The organism is Nonomuraea sp. NPDC049655 (assembly GCF_044465465.1).
In the GTDB taxonomy this organism is placed as follows: domain Bacteria; phylum Actinomycetota; class Actinomycetes; order Streptosporangiales; family Streptosporangiaceae; genus Nonomuraea.
This window is the reverse complement of the sequence record NZ_JBITLS010000007.1, coordinates 399,253-421,861: the sequence shown is the minus strand read 5'-3', so window position 1 is coordinate 421,861 and position 22,609 is coordinate 399,253. Positions and strand designations below refer to the sequence as shown.

Below are 22,609 nucleotides of genomic sequence, written 5' to 3'. Positions count from 1 at the left end.
GGATCCTCTGGACGCGCGCCTCAGGGGTACAGGGCCGCGTCGGCGCGGCGGAGGGCGGCGGCCAGCGTCCTGACGGTGGCCGGCTCGTCCATGACGCCGCCCCCGGCCGCCCGCCGCTCCTCCCAGGCCCGTACGCGCTCCCGGTAGGAGTCGTAGTGGGCGAGGTGGAAGGCGTAGACGGTGGCGAACCTGCTGACGAGCTGCGCCGGATGCATGTCCCAGCCCTGGTGGAAGCCGTGGGCGAGGGAATGGCCGACCAGCCGGGCGTGCCTGCCCCACAGGGCGTGGACGTCGTCCGCCCGGTCGGAGGCGGGCCCGGCGGCCAGCGAGCCGTCGGACAGCTCCACGCCCGTGCCCGCGAACGCCGTCTGCATCACGTGCCTGGCGTGGTCGCAGGCCGGATGGTCGAGCCGCTGCTCGTGCGGCGGCAGGCCGATGGCGGCGGTGTAGTCGAACACGCCGAAGTGCGCCGCGGCCAGCCGCCCGCCGAGCGTCCCGGGCAGCTCGGCCCGCAGGAAGGGCAGCGTCTGGGGTGCCTCCACCTGCATCTCGAAGCGCAGACCGGACAGGCCGAGCCGCGTCTCCAGCCGTTCCAGCACGCCCGCGAACTGTCCGAGGTACGCCTCCATCAGCACCTTCGGGAACGTCACCGTGAACCCCGCCGGCAGCTCGCCCGCCCGCTCCAGCACCCCGGCCAGGAAGCCGCCGAGCGTGCGCACCGACCTCGCCGGGTCGCCGTCGGCGAACGACTTCACCCGCAGCCCCCACCGCCGCGGCAGGGTCCCGGCGGCGTGCAGGCGGGCCACGGCCCGCGCGGCCTGTTCGGCGTGCCCGTCCTCCTCCTCGTGCGGGCGCACGCCGTAGCCGTCCTCGAAGTCGATCCGCAGGTCCTCGACCGGCTCGCGGGCCAGCTTGCCGAGCACCCGGTCGCGCACGCCGGGCGCGAACGCCTCCAGATGCGCCTCGGCCAGCGACAGCGCCCGCCCTCCCCACTCGGCGACGGTCGAGGCGGAGAAACGGTCGGCCGGCACGTAGACGGTGTGGACCGGCTGCCAGCCCGGCTCGGCCATGGGGTAGCGGGCCTGCTGCGCCGCGTGGACCTCGGCGAAGCCGGGCACGGGCTCGTCGTGCACGTACGGGCTCATTCCGGGTGGGCGCAGGCGCGGAGCATGGTGTCGACGCCGACCAGCTTGACGCGTTCGCCCCGGCCGAGCGACCTGGCCAGCTCGCCCTCGGCCCGTTCGATGGCCAGCCAGTCGTCGTAGGTCACCGGCCGCACGCCCCGCTCGGCCAGCAGCGACTCGACCGTCGGCCGCGACACCGGCGCGCCGCCCTCCAGGGACTCGCCCTCCAGGTCGGCCAGCAGCGTGCGGACCGTCTCGGCGGCGTCGGACTTGTTGGTGCCGATGACGCCGGTCGGCCCGCGTTTGAGCCAGCCCGCCACGTACTCGCGCGGACGCACCCGGCCCGCCTCGTTGGGCACGGTCATGGTCCGCTCGGAGAACGGCACGCCGGGCAGCGGGACGCTCTGGTAGCCGACCGAGCGCAGCACCATGCCGACGGGCAGCGTCTCGTACTCGCCGGTGCCGACGACGCGGCCCTCCTCCGACAGGCGGGTGCGTTCGAGCCGGAGCCCCTCGACCCGGTCGGCGCCCAGGATCTCCACCGGCCGCAGCCAGAAGCGCACGTCGAGGCGGCGCGGCCGGCCCACGGGCTCGCGGCCGGCCCACGACTGCAGGACCTTGATGTTGCCCTGGACCTGGCGCGGGAAGTCGGCGCCGAGGACGGCCGCCTCGTCGGGGCGCACGCAGACGTCGGCGTTGGCCAGCTCGCCGAGCTCGCGCAGCTCCTTCAGGGTGAACTTGGCGTGCTCGGGCCCCCGCCTGCCGACCATGTGGATCGCCTTGACCTGGCTCTGGCTCAACCGGTCGAGGACGTCGTGGGGCACGTCGGTGTGCCGCAGCTCCTCGGCGGTCTTGGCCAGCACGCGGACGACGTCGACGGCCACGTTGCCGACCCCGATCACCGCGACCTCGGAGCTGTCCAGCGTGAAGCGGCCGGGATCGACGTCGGGGTGGCCGCAGTACCAGTTGACGAAGTCGGTGGCCGCGACGCTGCCCGGCAGGTCCTCGCCGGGGATGCCGAGCCGCCGGTCGACCATCGCGCCCGTGCAGTAGACGACCGCGTCGTAGACGCGAAGCAGGTCCGCGACCGAGACGTGGTCGCCCAGCGTGACGCCGCCGAGGAAGCGCACCTGGGGCAGTTCGAGGACCCTGCGCAGGTAGTTCGCGATCGACTTGATCGAGGTGTGGTCGGGCGCCACGCCGTACCTGACCAGCCCGTACGGCGTGGGCAGCCGTTCCAGGACGTCGACCAGCACAGGCTCGGCCGACTGCTTGACCAGCGCCTCGGCCGTGTAGATCCCGGCCGGCCCCGACCCGATGACCGCCACGTGCAACGCCACGCTGCCTCCTCATGCCGGTGAAGGTGCGACGCGGAGGACGCGTCCCTAGAGGTGCAACCGGCCCGTGTGCTCGATGTATCCCCGGTCGCCCGCAGGTGAACCCGTCTCCCGTGAATACCCGTCCAACCGGATTCTCGCTCACGGGGCCCCTCATGGCAGCCCCTGAAACGCCGCTATCCGGGGACGGCCCGCGAGCGCAGGGCGAGCTTGTCGACCTTGCCGTTGACGTTGACCGGCAGCGCGTCCACCACCTCGACGCGCTTGGGCACCTTGTAGTTGGACATGTTGGCCTTCGCCCAGGCCAGCAGCGCGTCGGCGGTGACGCGGGCGTCCGGCCGGGGCACCACGTACGCCACGCCGGCCTCGCCGGAGACCGGGTCGGGCACGCCGACCACGGCGGCCTGGGCCAGCGAGCCCTCGCGCAGCAGGAGCGACTCGACCTCGGCGGGGGAGACGTTGAACCCGTTGACGATGTAGAGCTCCTTCTTCCTGTCCACGATGGCGAGGTTGCCCGCCTCGTCCAGCACGCCGACGTCGCCGGTGTGCAGCCAGCCGTCGGCGTCGATCACCTCGGCCGTCCTGGCGGGGTCGTCCCAGTAGCCGCGCATGACGCCGTAGCCGCGTTGCAGGATCTCGCCGCGCCGGCCGGGCGCGACCTCCTTGCCGTCGTCGTCCACGATCTTGACCTCGATGCCCGGGACGGCCCTGCCGGTGGTGTTCGCGATCACGTCGATGGGGTCGCCGGCCCGGGTCATGGACACGACCGTGCCCTCCATCAGCCCGTACGCGTTGATCATCCGTTCCAGGCCGACCCGCTCGGCCAGCCGGGTGATCAGCGTGGCGGGCACGGAGGCGGCCCCGCAGATGGCCACCCGCAGCGAGGAGACGTCCCGGTCGGCGCGGTCCAGCTCGTCCAGGATCCGGGCGAACAGGGTGGGCGGCCCGGCCAGGATCGTCACCTTCTCGGAGGAGATCAGCGACATCAGGGCGTCCGGCGAGAACACCGGGATCGGCAACATCGTGGCCCGCCGCAGCACGCACGCGACGAGCCCGGCGTTCAGCCCGAACCCGTGGTTGAACGGCGCGATCACCGGATAGCGGTCGTGCTCGTCCAGCGTGACGATCTCCGCCCAGTCCCAGTAGCCGCGCAGGACCTGGGCGTGGTCGAGCATCACGCCCTTGGGCGTGCCCGTGGTGCCGGACGTGGACATGATCTCGCACAGGTCGCCGGGCCCGACCGCCAGCGCCCGTTCCTCGGCCGCCCGTGCGCTCACCCCGCCCGCCTCCAGGTCGCCGGCCGCGCGCACGGCCACCCGGGCGTCCATGGGCGGCAGCAGGCCGGCGAGCGGCGGATCTCCGACGATGACGACCTTCACCCCGGTCCGGCCGATCAGCCCGGCCGCCTCGATGCCCTTGTACCGCGACGACAACGGCACGAGGACGGCCCCCGCGTCCCAGACGCCGAACGCGTGCCGCACCCAGGACGCCGAGTTCGGGCCCCAGATCGCCACCCGGTCGCCGGGCTCCACGCCGAGGGCGATCAGCCCGCGGGCGACCTCGGCGGCTCCCGTCCTGAGCTCCGACAGCGTGACGCGCGCGCCGCCCTCGACGACCGCGACGGCGTCCGGGTGGCGTGCGGCCTGGTCGCGCAGCATGCGGGGGAGCGTCCCCCAGTCGGGCATCGATGCCATCGGCTACTCCGTCGCGCTAGCTGACGAGGGCCCTGTCCCGGCCGAGATGGTGGCCGCGCCGGTCGTCCACCGTGCCGGGCACGGGGGTCTCCAGGACGTCCTGGGCGATGCGGACGTCGATCGAGATCGGGGTCAGGGCGCGCACGGCCTGCTCGATCCTCGACCGCCACATCGGGTTCCTGACCAGGCTCTCCCGGCCGAAGGAGACGGTCAGGGCGGCGGCGTCCAGGGTGCCCTGGCGTTCGACCGACAGCTCCCAGCCGGTCACGCCGTCGATCTTCGACAGCGCCTTCTCGACCCGCGGCAACGCCAGCCACACGCCCCTGACCAGCACGTGGTCGCCGACGGTGTGCGCGGGCGCGGGCAGCCCGGAGCCGCCGGATCCGTCGGCCCTGGCCACCAGGCCGGTCCTGAGCACGGCGTCGCCCAGCGTGGAGTGCCCGGACGGCGTGAGGACCACCTCGGCGAGTGCGTCCTGAGGGCCGGCCAGGTCGTCCTTGGTCAGCGAGGCGAGGCCCAGCACGCCGTCCGCGAGCGGGGTGAGCGGCGCGTCCTCGGCGGCCCTGAACGCGAGCGCGGCCCCGCCGAACGGGCTGGCGAGCACTTCGGTGACCGCGCAGCCGAACTCGCCGGCCAGATGTCCCATCGTCCGCCTGGAGGCGATCTCGCCGGTCAGGACGATGTGGTCGAGCCCGAGGTCGAGCGGGTCGAGCAGGAACTCCAGGTGCAGGCGGGCCAGCAGGTCCATCGCGCCCGTCGGGGTGCTGACCAGCGTGGTCGCGCCGAGCGCGGTCAGCGCGTGGTGCAGGCGCAGGCGGCCGCGCGGCTCGACGGCGGCGGCGGCCCGCGCGACCTGCGCGGCGGCGGCGGTCCACAACGCGCCCGCGGGCTCGGCGAGCGCCACCACGACCCGGTCGCGCCCGCCGACGCCGGCCGCGCGCAGCGCCGCCGCGGTGAGCCCGGTCGCGGCGGCGGCGTCCTCCGGGCCGAGCGGGAACACGCTGGACAGGTCGGGCGCGACGAGCAGCAGCCCTTCGGCGGTGCGTGCGGACGAGGCGAGGTCGTCGCGGGTCAGCCAGCGGGCGGCGGTCAACGGGCCACCTCGTTCATGAACAGCGTCATCGACTCGCACACCTTCTCGTGGGCCAGCCCGCCGACCTGCGCCTGGATGATCAGGTCCGTGGCGCCGGCCTCGGCGATCCTGGCCAGGGCCTTGCGCGAGCCCTCGACGTCGTCCACCACGACCATGAGGTGCTCGCGCAGGGTGGCCATCGCCTCCTCCGGCGGCATCCCGGCGGCGAGCTGGCCCAGCACGCGGTGGGTGGCGTGCCGGGCGTCGTAGTAGTCGGGCGGGGTGACCAGGTTGACCTGGCGGCGGATGTACCACAGGACGGCGTCGGCGGCGGTGGCGGTGGCCTCGTCCCGGGTGGGGGCGGCGAACCAGGGGATCATCAGCGCCACGCGCCGGGAGGCGGGGTCGAAACCGCTCTCGGCCAGGCACTCCCGGTATTTTGCGATGTCGGCGGCGACGTCGTCGAGGCCCTTGAGCATCGTCATGCCCAGCAGGTTGTAGCCGTGCCGGGCGGCGGCCAGGTAGCCCTCCAGCGAGGTGGAGGCCACCCACACGGGCGGGTGCGGCTCCTGGACCGGACGGGGGTAGACGGCCACGTCGGGGATCTCGAAGAACTCGGTCGACCTGCTGATCGGCTCGCCGTCGGCGCGCCAGATGGCGAGGGTGGCCTCCAGCGAGTCCTCCCAGATCTGCCGCGACTTCTCGAACGGCCGCTGGAAGGCCTGGTACTCCAGGGGGGAGGCGCCGCGTCCGGTGCCGAACTCGACCCGGCCGCCGCTCAGCACGTCGAGGGTGGCGACCCGCTCGGCGGTGCGGATGGGCGACTGGAACGGCAGCAGCACCACGCCGAGCCCGAGGTGGATGCGCTCGGTGCGCTGCGAGATGGCCGCGAGGACCAGGTCGGGGGCGGAGGAGTGGGAGAAGCCCCTGGTGAAGTGGTGCTCGACGAACCAGGCCGTGTCGAACCCCAGCCGATCGCCGAGGACGACCTGCTCGATCACGTTCTGGAACGCCTGTCGTTCGACCTCGCGGGTGCGGCCGCGGACCTCCAGTTCGTACCCCAGGCTGATCCGTAGGGACGTCATCGCGCCTCCGGCGAAAGTAGTGAACCAAGCGCTCGCTTGGTAGAGCGTATCAGGGCCGAACACTTGCGGGAAGGGCGCGCCGCCGATCAGAGTGGTTGCTGTGAGGCGAAAGCACGCGCTGCGGCGGTCGAAGGACGGCACGTTCCACGACCATGGCGACGACGATCCCTCGCTCCCCGACGCGCGCGGCTACGAGGCTTTCGGCCGGGTCATGGCCGCCCTCGCGACCGAGGCCGACGTCATCGAGTCGTGCCGCGACCTGACGTGGTGGCGCGGCGCCGACCGGAGCTGGCACATCGAGTGGCGCGACGGGCCGTACGCCTCGGAGGTGGCCGCGCTGCTCGCCGGCCAGGTCGGCGACGCCGGCGGCGCGCCGCTCACGGCCGCCGGCCCCGCGGGCGCGGGCTCGGCGGTGCTGGAGGTGCTGGGGGTGCGCTTCGAGCTGCGCGCGATCGACCCCATGGGCCGGGCGCGGGTGCGCGCGCGGCCGGGGTTGTGGCGTCTGGCCGAGGCGCTCGACACCACCCGCCGCACCAACACCCGCCATCCGTGGGAGGAGCTGCTCGGCGGCTGAGCCGCCTCACGCCTCGCCGAAGACGTGCGCGGCCAGGCGGGCGCGGTGCGTCCGCGGCGGGCACAGGAGCTGGGCGTCGGACGTGGCCCGCTTGAGATACCGGTGCGCCGGATGCTCCCAGGTCACCCCGATCCCGCCGTGCACCTGGATGTTCTCGCCGGCCGCCGTCAGGTAGGCCTCCGCGCAGTACGACCCCGCGACGGCCGCGAAGACCTCCGCCTCTGTGTCCGCCGTCGCCGCCTCCGCAGCCGCCGCCTCCGCCGCCGCCCGTGCCGCCGAGCGGGCGGACTCCACGAGCAGCAGGACGTCGGCCAGCTTGTGTTTGATCGCCTGGAAGGAGCCGATCGGCCGGCCGAACTGCCGGCGCGAGCGTGCGTACTCGGTGGCCATCTCCAGGCAGCGCGCCGCGCCGCCGGTCTGCTCGGCCGCCAGGGCCGCGATCCCGAGGTCGCGTACGCGGGCCCACGACGTCCCCGGGCCCAGCCTTCGTACGGGTGCGCGGTCGAAGGTCAGGGAGACCAGGGGGCGGGTCTCGTCCATGGTCGGGTACGCCGTCCGCCGCGTCGGCTCGGCCTCGACCAGGTGCCCGCCGGTGTAGACGAGCACGATCTCGCCGTCCAGCGCGTACGGCGCCGAGCCCGAGAGCCGGTCGTCCGCCAGCGCCAGGTCCCCGTCGTCCGGCAGCACGACGGTCGCCGTCGCCGCCCCCGAGGCCAGCTCCGGCAGCAGCCGGGCCCGCGCGTCCTCGTCCCCGTCGGCCATGAGCGCCCCGACGGCCAGCACGGCCGACTGCAGGAACGGGTGGGGTGACAGCGCGCGTCCCAGCTCCTCGGCCACGGCCGCCGCCTCGGCCGGGCCGCAGCCCGCGCCGCCGTACCGCTCGGGCACGAGCAGCCCCGCCGCGCCCACGTCCCGCGCGAACGCCTGCCAGGTCGCGTCCGGCCGGTCGGCGAGGTAGGCACGGACGACGGCGCCGAGCTCATCGGAGAGGGTCACCCGAGCATGGTAAACCAAGCGATTGCTTGTCTTAGATACGGATGACCGAAATTTGCCTTTTTTGGATGGATACATAATCTGGATGCGGTCATCCCTAGACATTTCCGGGGGAGGGATTGACCAGGGAATGAAGATGAACCACACCGCGATCGAGTACGCCGACTTCGCCGAATGCGACCGGCGTCTGCGCCGCATGGAACGCCATGTGCTGGCGGCCTTCCTGGCAGGACTGGCCGTCGGCCTCATCGGCATGCTCACCGCCGGCAAGGGCCCCGAATGGTTCGGCCAGCTCTACGACCCGTACGCCTACCTGACCCTCGCGCTGGTCGTGGGCGCCACCGCGTCGGGGTTCGGCTGGGCGCTGCTGACCACGTTCCTGGCGGCCGTGTCCACCCTGGTCGCGGCCATGGGCGCGGGCGCGCTGCGCGGTGTGGACGGCTTCGACGTCATCGGCGGCGGCGTCGCCGGGCTGAACTGGACGGTCGGCCTGCTCGTCGGACTCGGCCTGCTCGCCTACGTCACCCGCAGGCGGGACCGCTGGGGCGACCTGGCCGCGGGCGCGATCGGCGCGCTGCTGATCGCCGACGTCGTCGACCGGGCGACCCCCGGCTTCATCGACAGCGAGCAGTCGTTCTGGCCCGGACCGGCCACGGTGGTCGCGCTGCTGGCCGTGGCCCTGGTCGCGGTGCTGCGCAGGAACCGGCGGGCCCGCGTGCGCGCCCTGGCGGTCTCGGCCGTCTTCGCCGGACTGTTCACCCTCTGCCTGGGCGTCTTCGTGGGCGGCTGGCTGCCCCTCTCGGCCTGAGCCCGCGTACCGGCCGCGAATCCGGCGATCCGGGCCGATCCGGACCCGCGCCCGATTAACGCCGCGCGGCGCGGCTCCCCGAGTCGATAGCCTGTAATCCTTCAGATCCAGGCCCGAGCAAGGAGTAGCCGTGTTGCTGCGCATGTCGTCGTTGTTTCTTCGCACCCTGCGGGACGACCCGGCAGACGCGGAAGTGCCGAGCCACAAGCTCCTCGTCCGCGCCGGCTACGTCCGCCGCGTGGCCCCCGGCATCTACTCGTGGCTGCCCCTCGGCAAGCTGGTGCTGGAGAACGTCACCAGGATCGTCCGCGAGGAGATGAACCGGATGGGCGGCCAGGAGGTGCTCTTCCCCGCCCTGCTGCCCCGCGAGTACTACGAGGCCACCGGCCGCTGGACCGAATACGGCGACACCCTGTTCCGGCTCCAGGACCGCAAGGGCGCCGACTACCTCCTCGGCCCCACGCACGAGGAGCTCTTCACCGACATGGTCAAGGGCGAATACTCCTCGTACAAGGACTACCCGGTCACGCTCTACCAGATCCAGACCAAATACCGCGACGAAGCCAGGCCCCGGGCCGGCATCCTGCGCGGCCGCGAGTTCCTCATGAAGGACTCCTACTCCTTCGACCTCGACGACGACGGTCTCAAGCGCTCCTACGAGCAGCACCGCGAGACCTACATCCGCACGTTCGAGCGGCTCGGCATCGAGTACAAGATCGTGTTCGCCACCTCGGGCGCGATGGGCGGCTCGGCCTCCGAGGAGTTCCTGGCGCCGACCCCCACCGGCGAGGACACGTTCGTGGCCTGCCACTCCTGCGGCTACGCGGCCAACGCCGAGGCCGTCACCACCACCGCGCCGCCCGCCCGCGACCTCGACGGCGCCGCGCCGATGCGGGTCCTCGACACGCCCGACACCCCGACCATCGAGTCCCTGGTGTCCTACGTCAACGAGCGCCACGGCCTGTCCGTCACCGCCGCCGACACGCTGAAGAACGTCGTCGTCAAGGTCACCACCCCCGGCTCCGACAAGGTCGAGACGCTGATCATCGGCGTGCCCGGCGACCGCGAGGTCGACTTCAAGCGCCTGGAGGCCGCGCTCGCGCCCGGCGAGCCCGCCATCTTCGAGGCCGCCGACTTCGCCGCCCACCCCGGGCTCGTCCGCGGCTACATCGGCCCGCAGATCCTGCGCGAGCTCGGCATCCGCTACCTCGTCGACCCCCGCGTCGTCACCGGCAGCTCCTGGGTCACCGGCGCCAACGAGCCCGGCAAGCACGCCGCCGACGTGGTCGCCGGGCGCGACTTCGTCCCCGACGGCACGATCGAGGCCGCCGAGGTGCGCGCCGGCGACCCCTGCCCCCGCTGCGGCTCCCCGCTGTCCATCGACCGCGGCATCGAGATCGGCCACATCTTCCAGCTCGGCCGCAAGTACGCCGACGCCGCCGGTCTCGACGCCCTCGGCCCCGACGGCAAGCCCGTCCGCATCACCATGGGCTCCTACGGCATCGGCGTCTCGCGGGCCGTGGCCGTCATCGCCGAGCAGGCCCACGACCAGCTCGGCCTGGTGTGGCCGCGCGAGGTCGCGCCCGCCGACGTGCACATCGTCGGCACCGGCAAGGAGAACCAGGTCCAGGCCGCCCTTGAGCTGGCCGGCGAGCTGGAGGCGCAGGGGCTGCGGGTGCTCGTCGACGACCGCGCCCAGGTCTCGCCGGGCGTCAAGTTCAAGGACGCCGAGCTGCTGGGCGTGCCCACGATCGTGGTGATCGGGCGCGGGCTGTCGCAGGGCGTCATCGAGCTGCGCGACCGGGTGACCGGCGTCAAGGAGGAGATCCCCCTCGCCGAGGCCGCCACCCGCATCCTGGCCGCCTGCCGCTGACCCACACCCCCGCGGGCCGGGTGGCTGTCCGGCTCCGGTGATGGGACTGGTCCGTTGTCCCGGCTCCCGTGATGGGGCCGGGACCGCTGTCCGGGCCCGTGATGGGGGGCCGTGGTGCCGGGCCGGGCGTGGTGTCGTCAGCCGCCGGAGCGGGACGGTGCCGGCGTGGGAGGCGGCGTCGGAGGCGGGGTGCTGCCCGGCATGCCGGGGAAGGCCGCGGGCGGTGCCGGCTGGAAGGCGTAGGCGCGGGTCGCCGACTCCTGCATGGCCAGGGCGGCGTACTTGCGCAGCGCCGGGTCCGCGGCGGCGGCCAGCTCCAGGTAGGCGGCCGTGATGCCGTTCTCCAGCTGCACGGCCAGCCGGGCGGCCTGCGCGGCGCCCGTGGGCACGTACGGCAGCGCGTAGGAGGGCTCCGACTCGTTCGGGCGGCCCCCGCGGCCGATGATCAGATTGCGGAGCTGGTCGCGGCGGGCCCGGTGGGCCTCGTACGCGGCGCCGGTCAGGTCCCGCAGGGAGCCGCCCGTACGCGCCCCCAGGAGCCCGTAGGCGAACACGGCGGCGTGCTCGGCGGCCAGAGCCTTGCGCAGCTTCTCGACGTCGTCCCCGGCCGTCACGACGCTGCCACCACGATCCTGTTCATCACGATCCCGTTCACGACGACTTGGGCAGCGACACGGCGTGGACCGCCTCGCACGCCCCGATGCTGGCGAGGAGCTGGGCCACGCCGGGGGACAGACCGGCGAGCTGACGGGGCCGCTGCGCCGCGGCCCGGCGCTCCACGTCCCGCAGCCGTGACAGCGTGGGCTTGGGGGACTTCGACGGCGTGGCACTGGGCGCCGCGCCCGGCGAGGCGGGCGCGGAGACAGCCGGCGACGAGACGGGCGGCGAGGCGGGCGGCGGCCCGGCGGGCAGGTATTTGCGCAGCTCCGCCAGGTGCGTCTGGTGCCGGGCGCGGAAGGGCTCCAGAGAGTCGGCGCCGTCCGCGATCAGCGCCGAGTAGAGGGCGACCGTGCGCTCCTTGTCGGCGACCACCTGCCGCAGCAGGACGGTCTCGGGAGAGTCGGGCGCCGGGGTCGCGGGCCCGGCGGGACCCGAGGCGCTGCAGGCCGTCAGGGCGGCCGCTCCGCCCGCCAGCACGGCTCGCCTGGAGAGGTGACGCGGGCGCACGGGCTTGGACCTCCGGTGACTACGGACCCGGTGACGAGGGACCCCAGTGACCGGGGCGCCGACGGCGACGGCTCCAGGTGACTGCGGACGCAGATAGCATCGTACGGGCTGGTGCCCGGGAACGCCGTCAGGCGACGCTCCGCCACTCGACCACGACGAGTGGCGCTCTCTCCGTGCCTCCGTACAGATAGGGTGTCAACTGTCGTCGCTGGCTGCGCAGCCAGACGGCGGAGAGCCAGTGGCGAGGTCCGCCCGGCTGAGACATGACAATAGGGGAGGTCGATATGGGCAGCGCATCATCCCGCGACCACCTGATGAAGCTCCTGGAGCCCGTGGTCGGCGCGGAGGGCCTCGATCTGGAGGACGTCACCGTCACCCAGGCGGGCAAGAGGCGGTTGCTGCGCGTGATCGTCGATCGCGACGGCGGCGTGAGCCTCGACGACATCGCCGACGTGAGCCAGGCCGTCTCCACGGCGCTCGACGAGGACGACGTGATGGGGCAGGCCGCGTACACCCTTGAGGTCTCCTCTCCGGGCGTCGACCGCCCGCTCACCGAGCCGCGCCACTGGCGCCGTGCCGCCAAGCGGCTGGTGAAGGCCGAGATGAGAGACGGCACCGTGGTGGAGGGCCGCGTTCTGGCGGCGGACGAGAGCGGCGTCGACCTCGACGTCGCCGGCTCCGCCCGCCGGCTCGATTACCAGGACCTGACCCGAGGCCGGGTGCAGGTGGAGTTCCGCCGGATCGACGACACCGACGACGTCGACGGCGACGAAGGCTAAGGGGGAAGCCTCGTGGACATCGACATGAGCGTCCTGCGCAGCCTGGAGCGGGAGAAGGACATCTCCTTCGACCTGGTCGTCAAGGCGATCGAGGACGCGCTGCTGATCGCCTACTTCCGCACCGAGGGCGCGGCGCCCAAGGCGCGCGCCCAGCTCGACCGCGGCAGCGGCCACGTCACGATCTGGGCGGCCGAGCTCGACGACGAGGGCGACGTCGTCAGGGAGTTCGACGACACTCCGGGCAACTTCAGCCGGATCGCCGCGACCACCGCCAAGCAGGTCATCCTGCAGCAGCTCCGCGACGCCGAGGACGAGATCAACTTCGGCGAGTTCGCCAGCCGCGAGGGCGAGCTGGTCTCGGGCGTGATCCAGCAGGGCAAGGACCCGCGCGTGGTGCTGGTCGACCTCGGCAAGATCGAGGCCGTGCTGCCGCACGCCGAGCAGGTCCCGGGCGAGGACTACGTGCACGGCGAGCGCATCCGCGCCTACGTGGTGCAGGTGAAGAAGGGCCACAAGGGGCCGTCGGTGACGCTGTCGCGCACCCACCCCGGCCTGGTCAAGAAGCTCTTCGCGCTGGAGGTGCCCGAGATCGCCGACGGCACCGTGGAGATCACCGCGGTGGCCCGCGAGGCCGGCCACCGCACGAAGATCGCGGTCCGGTCGCGCAAGCCGGGCGTCAACGCCAAGGGCGCCTGCATCGGCCCGATGGGCTCGCGCGTCCGCAGCGTGATGGCCGAGCTGCACGGCGAGAAGATCGACATCATCGACTGGTCCGAGGATCCGGGCGAGTTCGTCGGGAATGCGCTGTCGCCGGCCCGTGTTTCCCATGTCGAGGTTCTCGATCTCGAAGGACGGGTCGCACGGGTGACGGTCCCCGACTACCAGCTTTCGCTGGCCATCGGCAAGGAAGGGCAGAACGCCCGGCTTGCCGCCAGGCTCACCGGATGGCGCATTGACATCCGGCCTGACACACAAGCCGAGGATGCCGCCGGTTCCGTAGATGCGTCAACACGGTAAGCTGGAATATGGTGGCCACGCGGCCCCACAGCGCACCTGTGTGGGCTGCAGGGTTCGCACGGCTAAGTCCGAGCTGCTCCGCCTGGTGCGGATCGAGGACCATCTGGTCCCTGATCTGCGAGGACGGCTTTCTGGCCGCGGTGCATCGCTGCATCCGTCCTTGAGCTGTCTGGAGCTTGCCGAGCGTCGCCGAGCGTTCCCGCGCGCGTTCCGCGTGCCGGGGCCGCTTGACGTCTCGCGAGTGCGGGCACACCTGGAGGAGGAATCACGAAATGTCATGTAGGACGCCGAGTTGATGGGCGGAGTCAGATTGCTATGAGCGCCTGATGAGCACGCGGCGATGAAGACGTCAAGTTAACGACGGTCCGGACGGCACAGCCAGCCTCCCGGGCCGAGTAAGGGAGTGCAGTGGCGAAGGTCCGGGTATACGAGCTCGCTAAGGAGTTCGGCGTAGAGAGCAAGGTCGTCATGGCCAAGCTCCAAGAGATGGGGGAGTTCGTCCGTTCGGCGTCCTCGACCATCGAGGCGCCGGTGGTCCGCAGGCTCACCGAAGCTCTGGGCGCATCGAAGGGTGGGCCCTCCAGGGGCGGCGGTTCGTCGTCCAACAGGCCGCAGCCGCCCAAGGCTGCGCCCCGTCCGGCAGAACACCAGGCCGGCAACGGCGCCGCGGAGGCGCCGACCCCTACTCCTCCGCGTCCGGGTCCGGCTCCGAGGCCAGGGCCGCGGCCCGGCCCCGCGGCTCCCGCGGGCGGCGCGCAGCCGCGTCCGCCGGTGCCGATGCCCCACCAGCCGCAGCAGCAGCCCGAGGCTGCGCGCGGCGAGACCTCCGGGGCTCCGCAGGCCCGCTTCGAGAGCGCGGCCGGTTCCGGCGCGCCCGCCCGTCCGACTCCGGGGCCGCGTCCGGGTCCCGCCGCCCGTCCGGGTCCCAAGCCCGGTCCGGCGCCTCGTCCCGGGCAGCCTTCCGGCGGTGGCGGCGGCGGTCAGCAGCAGGCTCCGCGTCCGGGTGCGCCCGCAGGCGGCGGCCCGCGTCCTGGTCCCGGTCCCAAGCCGGGTCCGCGTGGCCCGCGTCCGGGTAACAACCCGTTCTCGTCCAACGCCAGCGGCATGGGCCAGTCGCGTCCGCCGCGTCCCGGCGGCAACCGCGACGGCGGTGGCCCCGGTCAGCGCGAGCGTCGTGAGGGTCCGCCGCGTGACGGCGCGATGCCGCGTCCGCCGCGTCCCGGTGGCGGCGGCGAGGCCGGTCCGCGTCCTGCGGGTCCGCGTCCCGGTCCGCCCGGTGCGGCCGGTCCGCGTCCGGGTCCCGGCGCCGGTGGTCCGCGTCCGGGTGGGCCGCGTCCCAACCCGATGATGATGCCGCAGGGTCGTCCTGCCGGTCCGGGCGGTGGCCCGCGTCCCGGTGGCGGCGGCGGTGGCGGTCGTCCCGGCGGCGGTGGCGGCGGTGGCCGTCCCGGCGGTGGCGGCGGTCGTCCCGGCGGCGGCGGCGGCTTCGCCGGTCGTCCCGGTGGCGGCGGCGCAGGTCCCCGTACCGGCACCGGTGGTCCCGGTGGTGGCGGCGGTGGCTTCGGCGGTCGTCCGGGTGGCGGTGGCCGTGGCCGCGGCGGTGGCACGGCGGGTGCGTTCGGGCGTCCCGGCGGCCGTCCCGCGCGTGGTCGTAAGAGCAAGCGTCAGAGGCGCCAGGAGTTCGACAACATGTCGGCGCCGGCGATCGGCGGTGTGCAGGTCGCTCGCGGCAACGGCGCGACGATCCGCCTGCCGCGCGGCGCGTCGCTGTCCGACTTCGCCGACCGCATCGGCGCGAACCCCGCCTCGCTCGTGCAGATCATGCTGCACCTCGGCGAGATGGTGACCGCGACCCAGTCGGTCAACGAGGAGACGTTGCAGCTCCTCGGCGCCGAGCTCGACTACAACATCCAGGTCGTCAGCCCGGAGGAGGAGGACCGCGAGCTTCTCGAGGCCTTCGACATCGAGTTCGGCGAGGACGAGGGCGACGAGGGCGACCTCGCCGCGCGTCCGCCGGTCGTGACCGTCATGGGTCACGTCGACCACGGTAAGACCAAGCTGCTCGACGCCATCCGTAAGACCAACGTGGTGGCGCGCGAGGCCGGTGGCATCACCCAGCACATCGGTGCCTACCAGGTCGCCACGACGCACGAGGGCGAAGACCGCAAGGTCACCTTCATCGACACCCCGGGTCACGAGGCGTTCACCGCCATGCGTGCCCGAGGCGCCAAGTCCACCGACATCGCGGTGCTGGTGGTCGCGGCCGACGACGGTGTGAAGCCGCAGACGATCGAGGCGCTCAACCACGCCCAGGCGGCCGACGTGCCGGTCGTGGTCGCGGTGAACAAGGTCGACAAGGAGGGTGCCGACCCCAACAAGGTCCGCGCCCAGCTCACCGAGTACGGCCTGGTCGCCGAGGAGTACGGCGGCTCGACCCTCTTCGTCGACATCTCGGCGAAGAACGGCACGGGCATCGACAACCTCCTCGAGGCGATCCTGCTCACCGCCGACGCCGAGCTCGACCTGCGGGCCAACCCGACGATGGACGCCCAGGGCATCGCGATCGAGGCGCACCTCGACAAGGGCCGCGGCCCCGTCGCGACCGTCCTGGTCCAGCGCGGCACGCTGCGCGTGGGCGACTCGATCGTGTGTGGCGAGGCCTTCGGCCGCGTCCGCGCGATGCTCGACGACAACGGCGACCCGGTCGAGGAGGCCACGCCGTCCCGTCCGGTCCTGGTCATGGGTCTGACGGCCGTGCCGAGCGCCGGTGACAACTTCATCGTCGTCACCGACGACCGGATGGCCCGCCAGATCGCCCAGCAGCGCGCGGCGCGCAAGCGCAGCGCCGACATGGCGAAGTCGAGCCGTCGCCGCACCCTCGAAGAGCTGTTCAGCGACCTTGAGAAGGGTCGCGTCGACGAGCTCAAGCTCATCATCAAGGGTGACGTGTCCGGTTCGGTGGAGGCCCTGGAAGACGCCCTGCTCAAGATCGACGTCGGCGACGAGGTCAGGCTCCGTGTCCTGCACCGCGCGGTCGGCGCCATCACCGAGTACGACGTCAACCTGGCCGTCGCCGACGACAACGCGGTCATCATCGGCTTCAACGTCCGCCCCGAGCCTCGGGCGCGCGACCTGGCCGAGCGCGAGGGCGTCGACATCCGCTACTACTCGGTCATCTACCAGGCGATCGAGGAGATCGAAGCGGCGCTCAAGGGCATGCTCAAGCCCGAGTTCGAAGAGGTCCAGATGGGCACCGCAGAAGTCCGCGAGGTCTTCAAGGTGCCGAAGATCGGCAACGTCGCCGGTTCGCTGGTCCGCTCCGGCACGATCGTCCGCAACAGCAAGGCCAGGGTGATCCGCGATGGCGTCGTCATCGCCGACAACCTGACCGTCTCGTCCCTGCGTCGCTTCAAGGATGACGCCACCGAGGTCCGCGAGGGCTTCGAGTGCGGCATCGGTGTCGGTTACAACGACATCCGGATCGACGACACGATCGAGACGTTCGAGATGCGGGAGAAGCCGCGGGTCTGACCCGCGGCCGGGCGCCCGGCGGAACCTCCGCCGGGCGCCTCTCGCACGCCCGGGCCCCCTTCCCACCGCAGCGGGCCGGTCGTGCTTCCACCCCACCAGGCCAAGCGGTGGTTTCACACGATGTATGTGGGTGCTCTGACCCTGGACATCCTGCTCGGCGACGTGCGTTCGCTGAAGCAGAAGCGCTCTGTCGTCCGTCCTCTGATCGCCGAGCTGCAGCGACGTTACCCGTCCATCGCGGTGGCCGAGACCGGCCATCTTGACCTGCATCGCAGGTGCGAGGTGGGCGTCGCGGTGATCTCCGCCTCCGCGGGTAACTGCAAAGAGGTGATGGACGCCTGCGAGCGGATGGTGGCCTTCCGCCCTGAGATCGAGTTGCTGTCAGCCAGACAGCGCCTCTACAACGACGAAGATTGAACGACAGCACGGCCAGGTCGTGCGTGAGGGGGAGCGAACATGGTGGATGCCGCACGAGCGAGCAAGCTCGCCGACCGCATCCAGCAGATCGTCGCCGAGATGCTGGAGCGCCGGATCAAGGACCCGCGCCTGGGCTTCGTCACCGTGACCGACACGCGGATCACGGCTGACCTGCGTGACGCGACGGTGTTCTACACAGTGTTCGGCTCCGACGCGGAGCGGTCCGACACCGCGGCCGCCCTGGAGAGTGCCAAGGGCATCATCCGCGCCGAGGTGGGCCGCCAGACCGGCGTGCGCTTCACCCCGACGCTGACGTTCCGGCACGACCCGCTGCCCGACAGCGCCCGCCAGCTCGACGACCTGATCAACGCCGCCAGGGCGCGGGACGCCGAGGTGGCGCGCCGGGCCGAGGGCGCGGCCTACGCCGGCGAGGCCGACCCCTACAAGAAGCCCGATGAGGGTGAGGACGACCAGGCGTGACGTCGCACGTGCGCGCCCGAGCCGAGCAGCCCTCCCAGGAGGCCACGGACATCCCCGAGGCCGCCTGGGAGCGCGCGGTCCAGCTCATCGGCCAGGTCGACGAGGTCGCCCTGGCCTGTCACGTGTCGCCCGACGGCGACGCGCTCGGCTCGATGCTGGCCGTCGGTTACGTGCTGCGCTCGATCGGCAAGCGGGTCGTGGCCTCCTTCGGTGACCAGTACTTCGCGGTCCCGCGGATCCTGCGGTTCCTGCCGGGGCAGGAGATGTTGTGCCCGCCGGCCGACTATCCCGAGGCCCCGGCGTTGATGATCACCTTCGACTCCTCCACGTTCGAGCGGCTGGGCCTGCTCAGCCCCAACGCGGCCAGGGCGGAGGAGGTCATCGTGATCGACCACCACCCGTCCAACGCCGGGTTCGGCACGCACAGCCTCATCGACCCGCGGGCGGCGGCCACGGCCATGCTGGCCGAGCAGCTCATCTACCGGCTCGGCGGCAGCCTCGACCGGGACATCGCCACCTGCCTGTACACCGGCCTGGTGACCGACACGGGCTCCTTCCGCTACGCCTCCACCACGCCGGCCGTGCACCGGATGGCGTCCCGGCTGGTGGCCACGGGCCTGCACACCGACGAGATCGCCCGCGAGCTGTGGGACCGCTCGCCGTTCGGCTACCTCAAGGTGCTGGCCAGGGCGCTCGACCGGGTGCAGCTGGAGGGCTCGATGGTCTGGACGTACGTGCCGCGGGTCGATCGGGCCGCGTACGGGCTGCCGTACTCGGAGATCGAGGGCATGATCGACATCGTCCGCCGTACCGACGAGGCCGAGATCGCGGTCGTGCTCAAGGAGGACGACCACGGCGACTGGCAGGTGTCGACCAGGTCCAAGGGCGGGGTCGACGTGGCGGCCGTGTGCGCCGCGCTGGGCGGCGGCGGGCATCACAACGCGGCCGGGTTCACCTCCTACGACAGCGTGGAGGAGACCATGGCCAAGTTCAGACGAGAGCTGGGGAAGGCTGGATGGCCGAGAGCGGTCTGATCATCGTCGACAAGCCGGGCGAGTGGACCTCGCACGACGTGGTGGCCAAGATGCGGCGCATCGCGGGCACCCGCCGCGTCGGGCACGCCGGCACGCTCGATCCGATGGCCACGGGCGTGCTGGTGATCGGGGTGGAGAAGGCGACCCGGCTGCTCGGGCACCTGGCGCTGACCGAGAAGGTCTACGAGGCCACGATCCGGCTGGGCGTGTCGACCAACACCGACGACGCCGAGGGCGAGACCGTCGCCACGGCGTCGGCGGCGGAGGTGGGCGCGGCCGAGGTGCACAAGGGCGTCGAGGCGCTCACCGGCGCCATCATGCAGGTGCCGCCGCAGGTCAGCGCCATCAAGGTCAACGGGCAGCGGGCGTACAAGATGGCCCGCGCGGGCGAGGAGGTCGCGCTCGCGGCCCGGCCCGTCACCGTGTACGGCTTCGACGTGCTCGACATCAGGGCCGTCGGCGACGTCGTGGACGTCGACGCGGTCGTCACCTGCTCCAGCGGCACCTACATCCGGGCCCTGGCCCGGGACCTGGGGGCCGCGCTCGGCGTCGGCGGCCACCTGACGAGCCTGCGCCGGACCCGGGTCGGCCCCTACGACCTGTCGCTGGCCCGCAGCATCGACCAGCTCGCCGAGGAGTGCGTGGTGCTGCCCATCGGCGAGGCGGTGTCGGCGGCGTTCCCGCGCCGGGACGTGACCGCCGAGGAGGCGCGCGTGATCGGCCACGGCGGCCGGCTGCCCGCGGCCGGGCTCGGGGCCGGGCCGATCGGCGTGTTCGGGCCGGAGGGCGAGCTGCTGGCGCTGGTGGAGGAGCAGGGCCGGATCGCCAAGCCCCTGGCCGTGTTCGCGGGCTGAGCCACGGCCTTCGCTCGTCAGGCGGGTTGACGGGCTGAGCCGCGGCCTTCGCTCGTCAGGCGGGTTTGCGGGCGACCAGGATGTCGCGGACGATCGCCTGGTCGACCCAGTGCTCGAAGTCGGGGTAGTCCATGACCTCCAGGCCCGCGCCGGCGAGGATCGCGGCCAGCTCGGCGCTCTTGCCGCCGTAGGTGTTCCAGGAGATGCCCATCGCGCCGCCGGGGCGCAGCAGCTCGGCCCAGACCGGCACGGCCTGCCGCAGCAGCTCCAGCGGGCTGCGGGACAGGCCGCCGCCGCCCTTGCTGCCGTGCTGGACGCCGTAGGGGGCGTCGGTCACGACGACGTCGAACGTGCGGGGCTTGAAGAACTCGCGGCTCTTGAGCGTGTCGGCGTTGACCACGGCCAGCTGCTGCACGTCGCCCGCCTTGACGGCCTCCTTCGACAGCCCGAACGTGACGTTGAGCCGCCGCCCCACCAGCGCCCGCGCCCGCCGCACCGGCACGGTTTCGGCGGTGTGCTTGAGCCGCTTGTTGCGCAGCCAGGTCTTGATGAACGTCGTGTACGCCTCGAAGTCCTTGCCGTCGACGTCGAGGCCGTAGGCGTCGTAGCCGTACATGAGGGCCTGGTTGAGGGTGGTGCCGCGGCCGCACATCGGGTCGAACACCGACAACCTGCCGGACATGGGCCGGTCGGAGGCGAGCACGGTGACGTTGAGCAGCAGCTTGGTGAAGTGCTCGTTGGTCTTGCCGGCGTATTTCTGGATGGTCAGCAGGTCGCTGCTCAGCCGGTCGAGGGGGCGCATGGCCAGCGGGCGCAGCAGGTCGCCCTCGACGCCGAAGACCGCGTAGACGGAGGACAGGTTGGACAGCAGCGCGACGTCGGGCTCGGAGAGCGGCTCGGCGGTCTCGAACGTGATGTACGGGACGCCGCCGATGGTGGTCTCCGCGCTGTCCAGCACGGTGTTCTCGATGGCGTGGTCGCTGAAGACGGCCAGCTCGCCCCTGGTCAGACGTGGGGAGCTCTCGCCGTAGACCCGGTTGAAGGCGGGCAGGATCAGGAGCGCGTATCGAGGCATGATGGCTCATCCTACTTGCGGGAATACCGCGCTCCGCCCCTCGATTGGAGGTGAGCGGGAGGTGCATGGCAGGCTTGTGTCGGATTGATCTGCCACGAACGAATGGGGCCTAGCGTGCGGGGTTCGAGAAGGTCTGTGGTGACCATCGGCGTGTACGACGGGGTCCATCGCGGGCATCGCAAGGTGATCGAGCGGACGGTCGAGCTGGCCCGTGAGCGGGGGGCGCGCAGCGTGGCGGTCACGTTCGAGCCGCATCCCGACGAGGTGGTGCGGCCGGGCACCCGGCGGGCGCGGCTGACCACGCTCAAGCGGCGCGCCGAGCTGCTGTCCGAGCTGGGCATCGACGACGTCGAGGTGGTGGAGTTCACCCTCGACCTGTCCAGGACGAGCCCCGACGACTTCGCCCAGGGCGTGCTGAGCGAGCGCCTCGGGGCGGCGGTGGTCGTGGTGGGTGCGGACTTCACGTTCGGGCACCACGCCGCCGGCGACGTCGAGACGCTGCGCACGCTGGGCGACAAGTACGACTTCGAGGTCGAGGTGGTGCCCCTGCTCGACGGCGTCTCCTCGACCTCCGCGCGCGAGCTGATCGTCGCCGGTGACGTCGAGGGCGCCGCGGCCGAGCTGGGCCGTCCCCATCGGGTGGAGGGCGTGGTGGTGCGCGGCTACCAGCGGGGGCGGCAGCTCGGCTTCCCGACCGCCAACGTCGAGACGCCGCAGCAGACGGCCATCCCGGCCGACGGGGTCTACGCGGGGTGGCTGGAGTGCGTCCCGGTGGCCAACCTGCCCGCGCCGTACGAGGGCGAGCGGTGGCCGGCGGCGATCTCGGTGGGCACGAACCCGACGTTCGAGGGCGTGCCGCGTACCGTGGAGGCGTACGCGCTCGACCGCGACGACCTGGAGCTCTACGGGGTGCACGTGGCGGTGGAGTTCGCCGCCCGGCTGAGGGGCAACACCCGCTTCGAGTCGATCGAGGCGCTGATCGACCAGATCCACGCCGACGTCGACGCCGCCCGCCGCATCACGTCGTGACACCGGCCGCGGCGGGCGCGGGACGTTCGCGGGCGCGAAACGCTTGACTCCGATGGTAACCTTGCATGTCGGCTCTGTAACGGTGGCGCTGCTGCGCTGCCCATGACGGCCTTCACGCGGCGACTGTAGGCACGCACGGTCGTTCGCACTCTCATCTCATTCGCGCGTGTCCGTAGATCGAAGGAGAGCCGTGTCCCTCGACACCGCTGCCAAGAAGACCATCATCAGTGAGTACGCGACGGCCGAAGGCGACACCGGTTCGCCCGAGGTGCAGATCGCGCTGCTCAGCAAGCGCATCAGCGAGCTCACCGAGCACCTGAAGACGCACAAGCACGACCACCACAGCCGTCGTGGCCTGCTTCTGCTCGTCGGTCGCCGGCGTCGTCTGCTGAAGTACCTGCAGAAGGTCGACATCCAGCGTTACCGTTCGCTCATCGAGCGACTCGGTCTGCGCCGATAGCATGAAAGGGAGCGGCGCCCGGCGCCGCTCCCTTCTCATATGGCTCCGCCCATGTGGGTAGGAGCACACACGACCGGCGCGTCGTGGCGGCGAGCCGCCGCGCCGTCGGCGTACAACTGAATATCCGAGACACACAGCCCCCGCGTCCGATTCAGCACCATGCGACCCGCGACGCCTGCGGGCCGGTCCTCGGTAGTGGCTTCCGG

22 protein-coding genes are annotated in these 22,609 nt (G+C 72.3%); 13 read left to right on the top strand and 9 right to left on the bottom strand.

Annotation, left to right across the window (positions count from 1 at the left end):
• Positions 1 to 20: 20 nt before the first annotated feature.
• The 5 genes from ACIBQ6_RS24740 to ACIBQ6_RS24720 all read right to left on the bottom strand — a co-directional run bounded on the left by ACIBQ6_RS24740 (position 21) and on the right by ACIBQ6_RS24720 (position 6,312).
• Positions 21 to 1,133: a DUF6986 family protein gene (locus ACIBQ6_RS24740; protein ID WP_397214703.1), complete on the bottom strand. Its 1,113-nt coding sequence runs from the start codon at positions 1,131 to 1,133 to the stop codon at positions 21 to 23.
• A gap of 8 nt (positions 1,134 to 1,141) precedes the next feature.
• Complete coding sequence (locus ACIBQ6_RS24735; protein WP_397214701.1) at positions 1,142 to 2,464, bottom strand: FAD-dependent oxidoreductase; 1,323 nt, start codon at positions 2,462 to 2,464, stop codon at positions 1,142 to 1,144.
• A 173-nt stretch (positions 2,465 to 2,637) separates the two neighbouring features.
• Positions 2,638 to 4,155: an AMP-binding protein gene (locus tag ACIBQ6_RS24730; protein WP_397214699.1), complete on the bottom strand. Its 1,518-nt coding sequence runs from the start codon at positions 4,153 to 4,155 to the stop codon at positions 2,638 to 2,640.
• A gap of 16 nt (positions 4,156 to 4,171) precedes the next feature.
• Positions 4,172 to 5,248 carry a hypothetical protein gene (locus ACIBQ6_RS24725; protein WP_397214697.1) on the bottom strand — a complete coding sequence of 359 codons (1,077 nt, stop codon included), beginning with the start codon at positions 5,246 to 5,248 and terminating at the stop codon, positions 4,172 to 4,174.
• Positions 5,245 to 6,312, bottom strand: a complete 1,068-nt coding sequence (locus ACIBQ6_RS24720; protein ID WP_397214695.1) for an LLM class flavin-dependent oxidoreductase — start codon at positions 6,310 to 6,312, stop codon at positions 5,245 to 5,247. Before ACIBQ6_RS24720 ends, ACIBQ6_RS24725 begins: the two co-directional genes overlap by 4 nt.
• Positions 6,313 to 6,412: 100 nt before the next feature.
• Here ACIBQ6_RS24720 and ACIBQ6_RS24715 point away from each other — a divergent pair, with 100 nt between their 5' ends.
• Positions 6,413 to 6,886, top strand: coding sequence for a hypothetical protein (locus ACIBQ6_RS24715; protein ID WP_352365354.1), 474 nt, complete (start codon positions 6,413 to 6,415; stop codon positions 6,884 to 6,886).
• A 6-nt stretch (positions 6,887 to 6,892) separates the two neighbouring features.
• Here the strand turns inward: ACIBQ6_RS24715 and ACIBQ6_RS24710 are convergent, their stop codons facing one another.
• Positions 6,893 to 7,882 carry an acyl-CoA dehydrogenase family protein gene (locus ACIBQ6_RS24710; RefSeq protein WP_397214693.1) on the bottom strand — a complete coding sequence of 330 codons (990 nt, stop codon included), beginning with the start codon at positions 7,880 to 7,882 and terminating at the stop codon, positions 6,893 to 6,895.
• A gap of 133 nt (positions 7,883 to 8,015) precedes the next feature.
• Between ACIBQ6_RS24710 and ACIBQ6_RS24705 the strand changes: the two genes are divergently transcribed.
• Positions 8,016 to 8,687 (top strand): hypothetical protein, encoded by a 672-nt coding sequence (locus ACIBQ6_RS24705; protein ID WP_358298444.1) that lies wholly within the window; start codon positions 8,016 to 8,018, stop codon positions 8,685 to 8,687.
• A gap of 130 nt (positions 8,688 to 8,817) precedes the next feature.
• The gene (locus ACIBQ6_RS24700) at positions 8,818 to 10,560 is read left to right on the top strand and encodes a proline--tRNA ligase (RefSeq protein WP_397214691.1); all 1,743 of its coding nucleotides are present in this window, start codon (positions 8,818 to 8,820) and stop codon (positions 10,558 to 10,560) included.
• 137 nt (positions 10,561 to 10,697) lie between these two features.
• On the opposite strand, the gene ACIBQ6_RS24695 is transcribed toward ACIBQ6_RS24700, so the two are convergent.
• Complete coding sequence (locus ACIBQ6_RS24695; RefSeq protein ID WP_397214689.1) at positions 10,698 to 11,174, bottom strand: ferritin-like domain-containing protein; 477 nt, start codon at positions 11,172 to 11,174, stop codon at positions 10,698 to 10,700.
• A 37-nt stretch (positions 11,175 to 11,211) separates the two neighbouring features.
• Entirely contained in the window at positions 11,212 to 11,727 is a 516-nt protein-coding gene (locus ACIBQ6_RS24690) for a hypothetical protein (RefSeq protein ID WP_397214687.1), read from the bottom strand.
• A gap of 284 nt (positions 11,728 to 12,011) precedes the next feature.
• Here ACIBQ6_RS24690 and rimP point away from each other — a divergent pair, with 284 nt between their 5' ends.
• The 8 genes from rimP (at position 12,012) to truB (ending at position 19,839) form a co-directional block, all read left to right on the top strand.
• On the top strand, positions 12,012 to 12,506 hold the full coding sequence (rimP, locus tag ACIBQ6_RS24685) for a ribosome maturation factor RimP (RefSeq protein ID WP_358298436.1): 495 nt from the start codon (positions 12,012 to 12,014) through the stop codon (positions 12,504 to 12,506).
• A 12-nt stretch (positions 12,507 to 12,518) separates the two neighbouring features.
• Positions 12,519 to 13,523, top strand: coding sequence for a transcription termination factor NusA (gene nusA / locus ACIBQ6_RS24680; RefSeq protein WP_397160885.1), 1,005 nt, complete (start codon positions 12,519 to 12,521; stop codon positions 13,521 to 13,523).
• Positions 13,507 to 13,806 (top strand): YlxR family protein, encoded by a 300-nt coding sequence (locus ACIBQ6_RS24675; protein ID WP_352365338.1) that lies wholly within the window; start codon positions 13,507 to 13,509, stop codon positions 13,804 to 13,806. Before nusA ends, ACIBQ6_RS24675 begins: the two co-directional genes overlap by 17 nt.
• 125 nt (positions 13,807 to 13,931) lie before the next feature.
• Entirely contained in the window at positions 13,932 to 17,054 is a 3,123-nt protein-coding gene (gene infB / locus ACIBQ6_RS24670; protein WP_358298432.1) for a translation initiation factor IF-2, read from the top strand.
• A 120-nt stretch (positions 17,055 to 17,174) separates the two neighbouring features.
• Positions 17,175 to 17,471 (top strand): DUF503 domain-containing protein, encoded by a 297-nt coding sequence (locus ACIBQ6_RS24665; RefSeq protein ID WP_352320823.1) that lies wholly within the window; start codon positions 17,175 to 17,177, stop codon positions 17,469 to 17,471.
• A gap of 39 nt (positions 17,472 to 17,510) precedes the next feature.
• Complete coding sequence (gene rbfA, locus ACIBQ6_RS24660; RefSeq protein WP_358298430.1) at positions 17,511 to 17,951, top strand: 30S ribosome-binding factor RbfA; 441 nt, start codon at positions 17,511 to 17,513, stop codon at positions 17,949 to 17,951.
• Positions 17,948 to 18,985 carry a bifunctional oligoribonuclease/PAP phosphatase NrnA gene (locus ACIBQ6_RS24655; RefSeq protein WP_364340294.1) on the top strand — a complete coding sequence of 346 codons (1,038 nt, stop codon included), beginning with the start codon at positions 17,948 to 17,950 and terminating at the stop codon, positions 18,983 to 18,985. The genes rbfA and ACIBQ6_RS24655 overlap by 4 nt, the downstream gene beginning before the upstream one ends.
• On the top strand, positions 18,967 to 19,839 hold the full coding sequence (gene truB, locus ACIBQ6_RS24650; protein ID WP_397214684.1) for a tRNA pseudouridine(55) synthase TruB: 873 nt from the start codon (positions 18,967 to 18,969) through the stop codon (positions 19,837 to 19,839). Before ACIBQ6_RS24655 ends, truB begins: the two co-directional genes overlap by 19 nt.
• A 55-nt stretch (positions 19,840 to 19,894) precedes the next feature.
• Here truB and ACIBQ6_RS24645 read toward each other — a convergent pair whose 3' ends face one another.
• A complete protein-coding gene (locus ACIBQ6_RS24645) occupies positions 19,895 to 20,914 on the bottom strand; it encodes an SAM-dependent methyltransferase (RefSeq protein WP_358298424.1) in 1,020 nt (339 codons plus the stop codon).
• A 102-nt stretch (positions 20,915 to 21,016) separates the two neighbouring features.
• Between ACIBQ6_RS24645 and ACIBQ6_RS24640 the strand changes: the two genes are divergently transcribed.
• On the top strand, positions 21,017 to 21,943 hold the full coding sequence (locus ACIBQ6_RS24640) for a bifunctional riboflavin kinase/FAD synthetase (protein ID WP_397214682.1): 927 nt from the start codon (positions 21,017 to 21,019) through the stop codon (positions 21,941 to 21,943).
• A gap of 190 nt (positions 21,944 to 22,133) precedes the next feature.
• The gene (gene rpsO / locus ACIBQ6_RS24635) at positions 22,134 to 22,403 is read left to right on the top strand and encodes a 30S ribosomal protein S15 (protein ID WP_090945762.1); all 270 of its coding nucleotides are present in this window, start codon (positions 22,134 to 22,136) and stop codon (positions 22,401 to 22,403) included.
• Positions 22,404 to 22,609: the final 206 nt, after the last annotated feature.

What these genes read in the sequence shown, in the direction of transcription:
- ACIBQ6_RS24645 (WP_358298424.1), bottom strand. Translation starts at nt 20,914, where the DNA reads ATGCCTCGATACGCGCTCCTGATCCTGCCCGCCTTCAACCGGGTCTAC.
- ACIBQ6_RS24720 (WP_397214695.1), bottom strand. Translation starts at nt 6,312, where the DNA reads ATGACGTCCCTACGGATCAGCCTGGGGTACGAACTGGAGGTCCGCGGC.
- ACIBQ6_RS24730 (WP_397214699.1), bottom strand. Translation starts at nt 4,155, where the DNA reads ATGGCATCGATGCCCGACTGGGGGACGCTCCCCCGCATGCTGCGCGAC.
- rbfA (WP_358298430.1), top strand. Translation starts at nt 17,511, where the DNA reads ATGGTGGATGCCGCACGAGCGAGCAAGCTCGCCGACCGCATCCAGCAG.
- rimP (WP_358298436.1), top strand. Translation starts at nt 12,012, where the DNA reads ATGGGCAGCGCATCATCCCGCGACCACCTGATGAAGCTCCTGGAGCCC.
- ACIBQ6_RS24705 (WP_358298444.1), top strand. Translation starts at nt 8,016, where the DNA reads ATGAACCACACCGCGATCGAGTACGCCGACTTCGCCGAATGCGACCGG.
- truB (WP_397214684.1), top strand. Translation starts at nt 18,967, where the DNA reads ATGGCCGAGAGCGGTCTGATCATCGTCGACAAGCCGGGCGAGTGGACC.
- ACIBQ6_RS24640 (WP_397214682.1), top strand. Translation starts at nt 21,017, where the DNA reads ATGGGGCCTAGCGTGCGGGGTTCGAGAAGGTCTGTGGTGACCATCGGC.
- ACIBQ6_RS24665 (WP_352320823.1), top strand. Translation starts at nt 17,175, where the DNA reads ATGTATGTGGGTGCTCTGACCCTGGACATCCTGCTCGGCGACGTGCGT.
- ACIBQ6_RS24675 (WP_352365338.1), top strand. Translation starts at nt 13,507, where the DNA reads ATGCGTCAACACGGTAAGCTGGAATATGGTGGCCACGCGGCCCCACAG.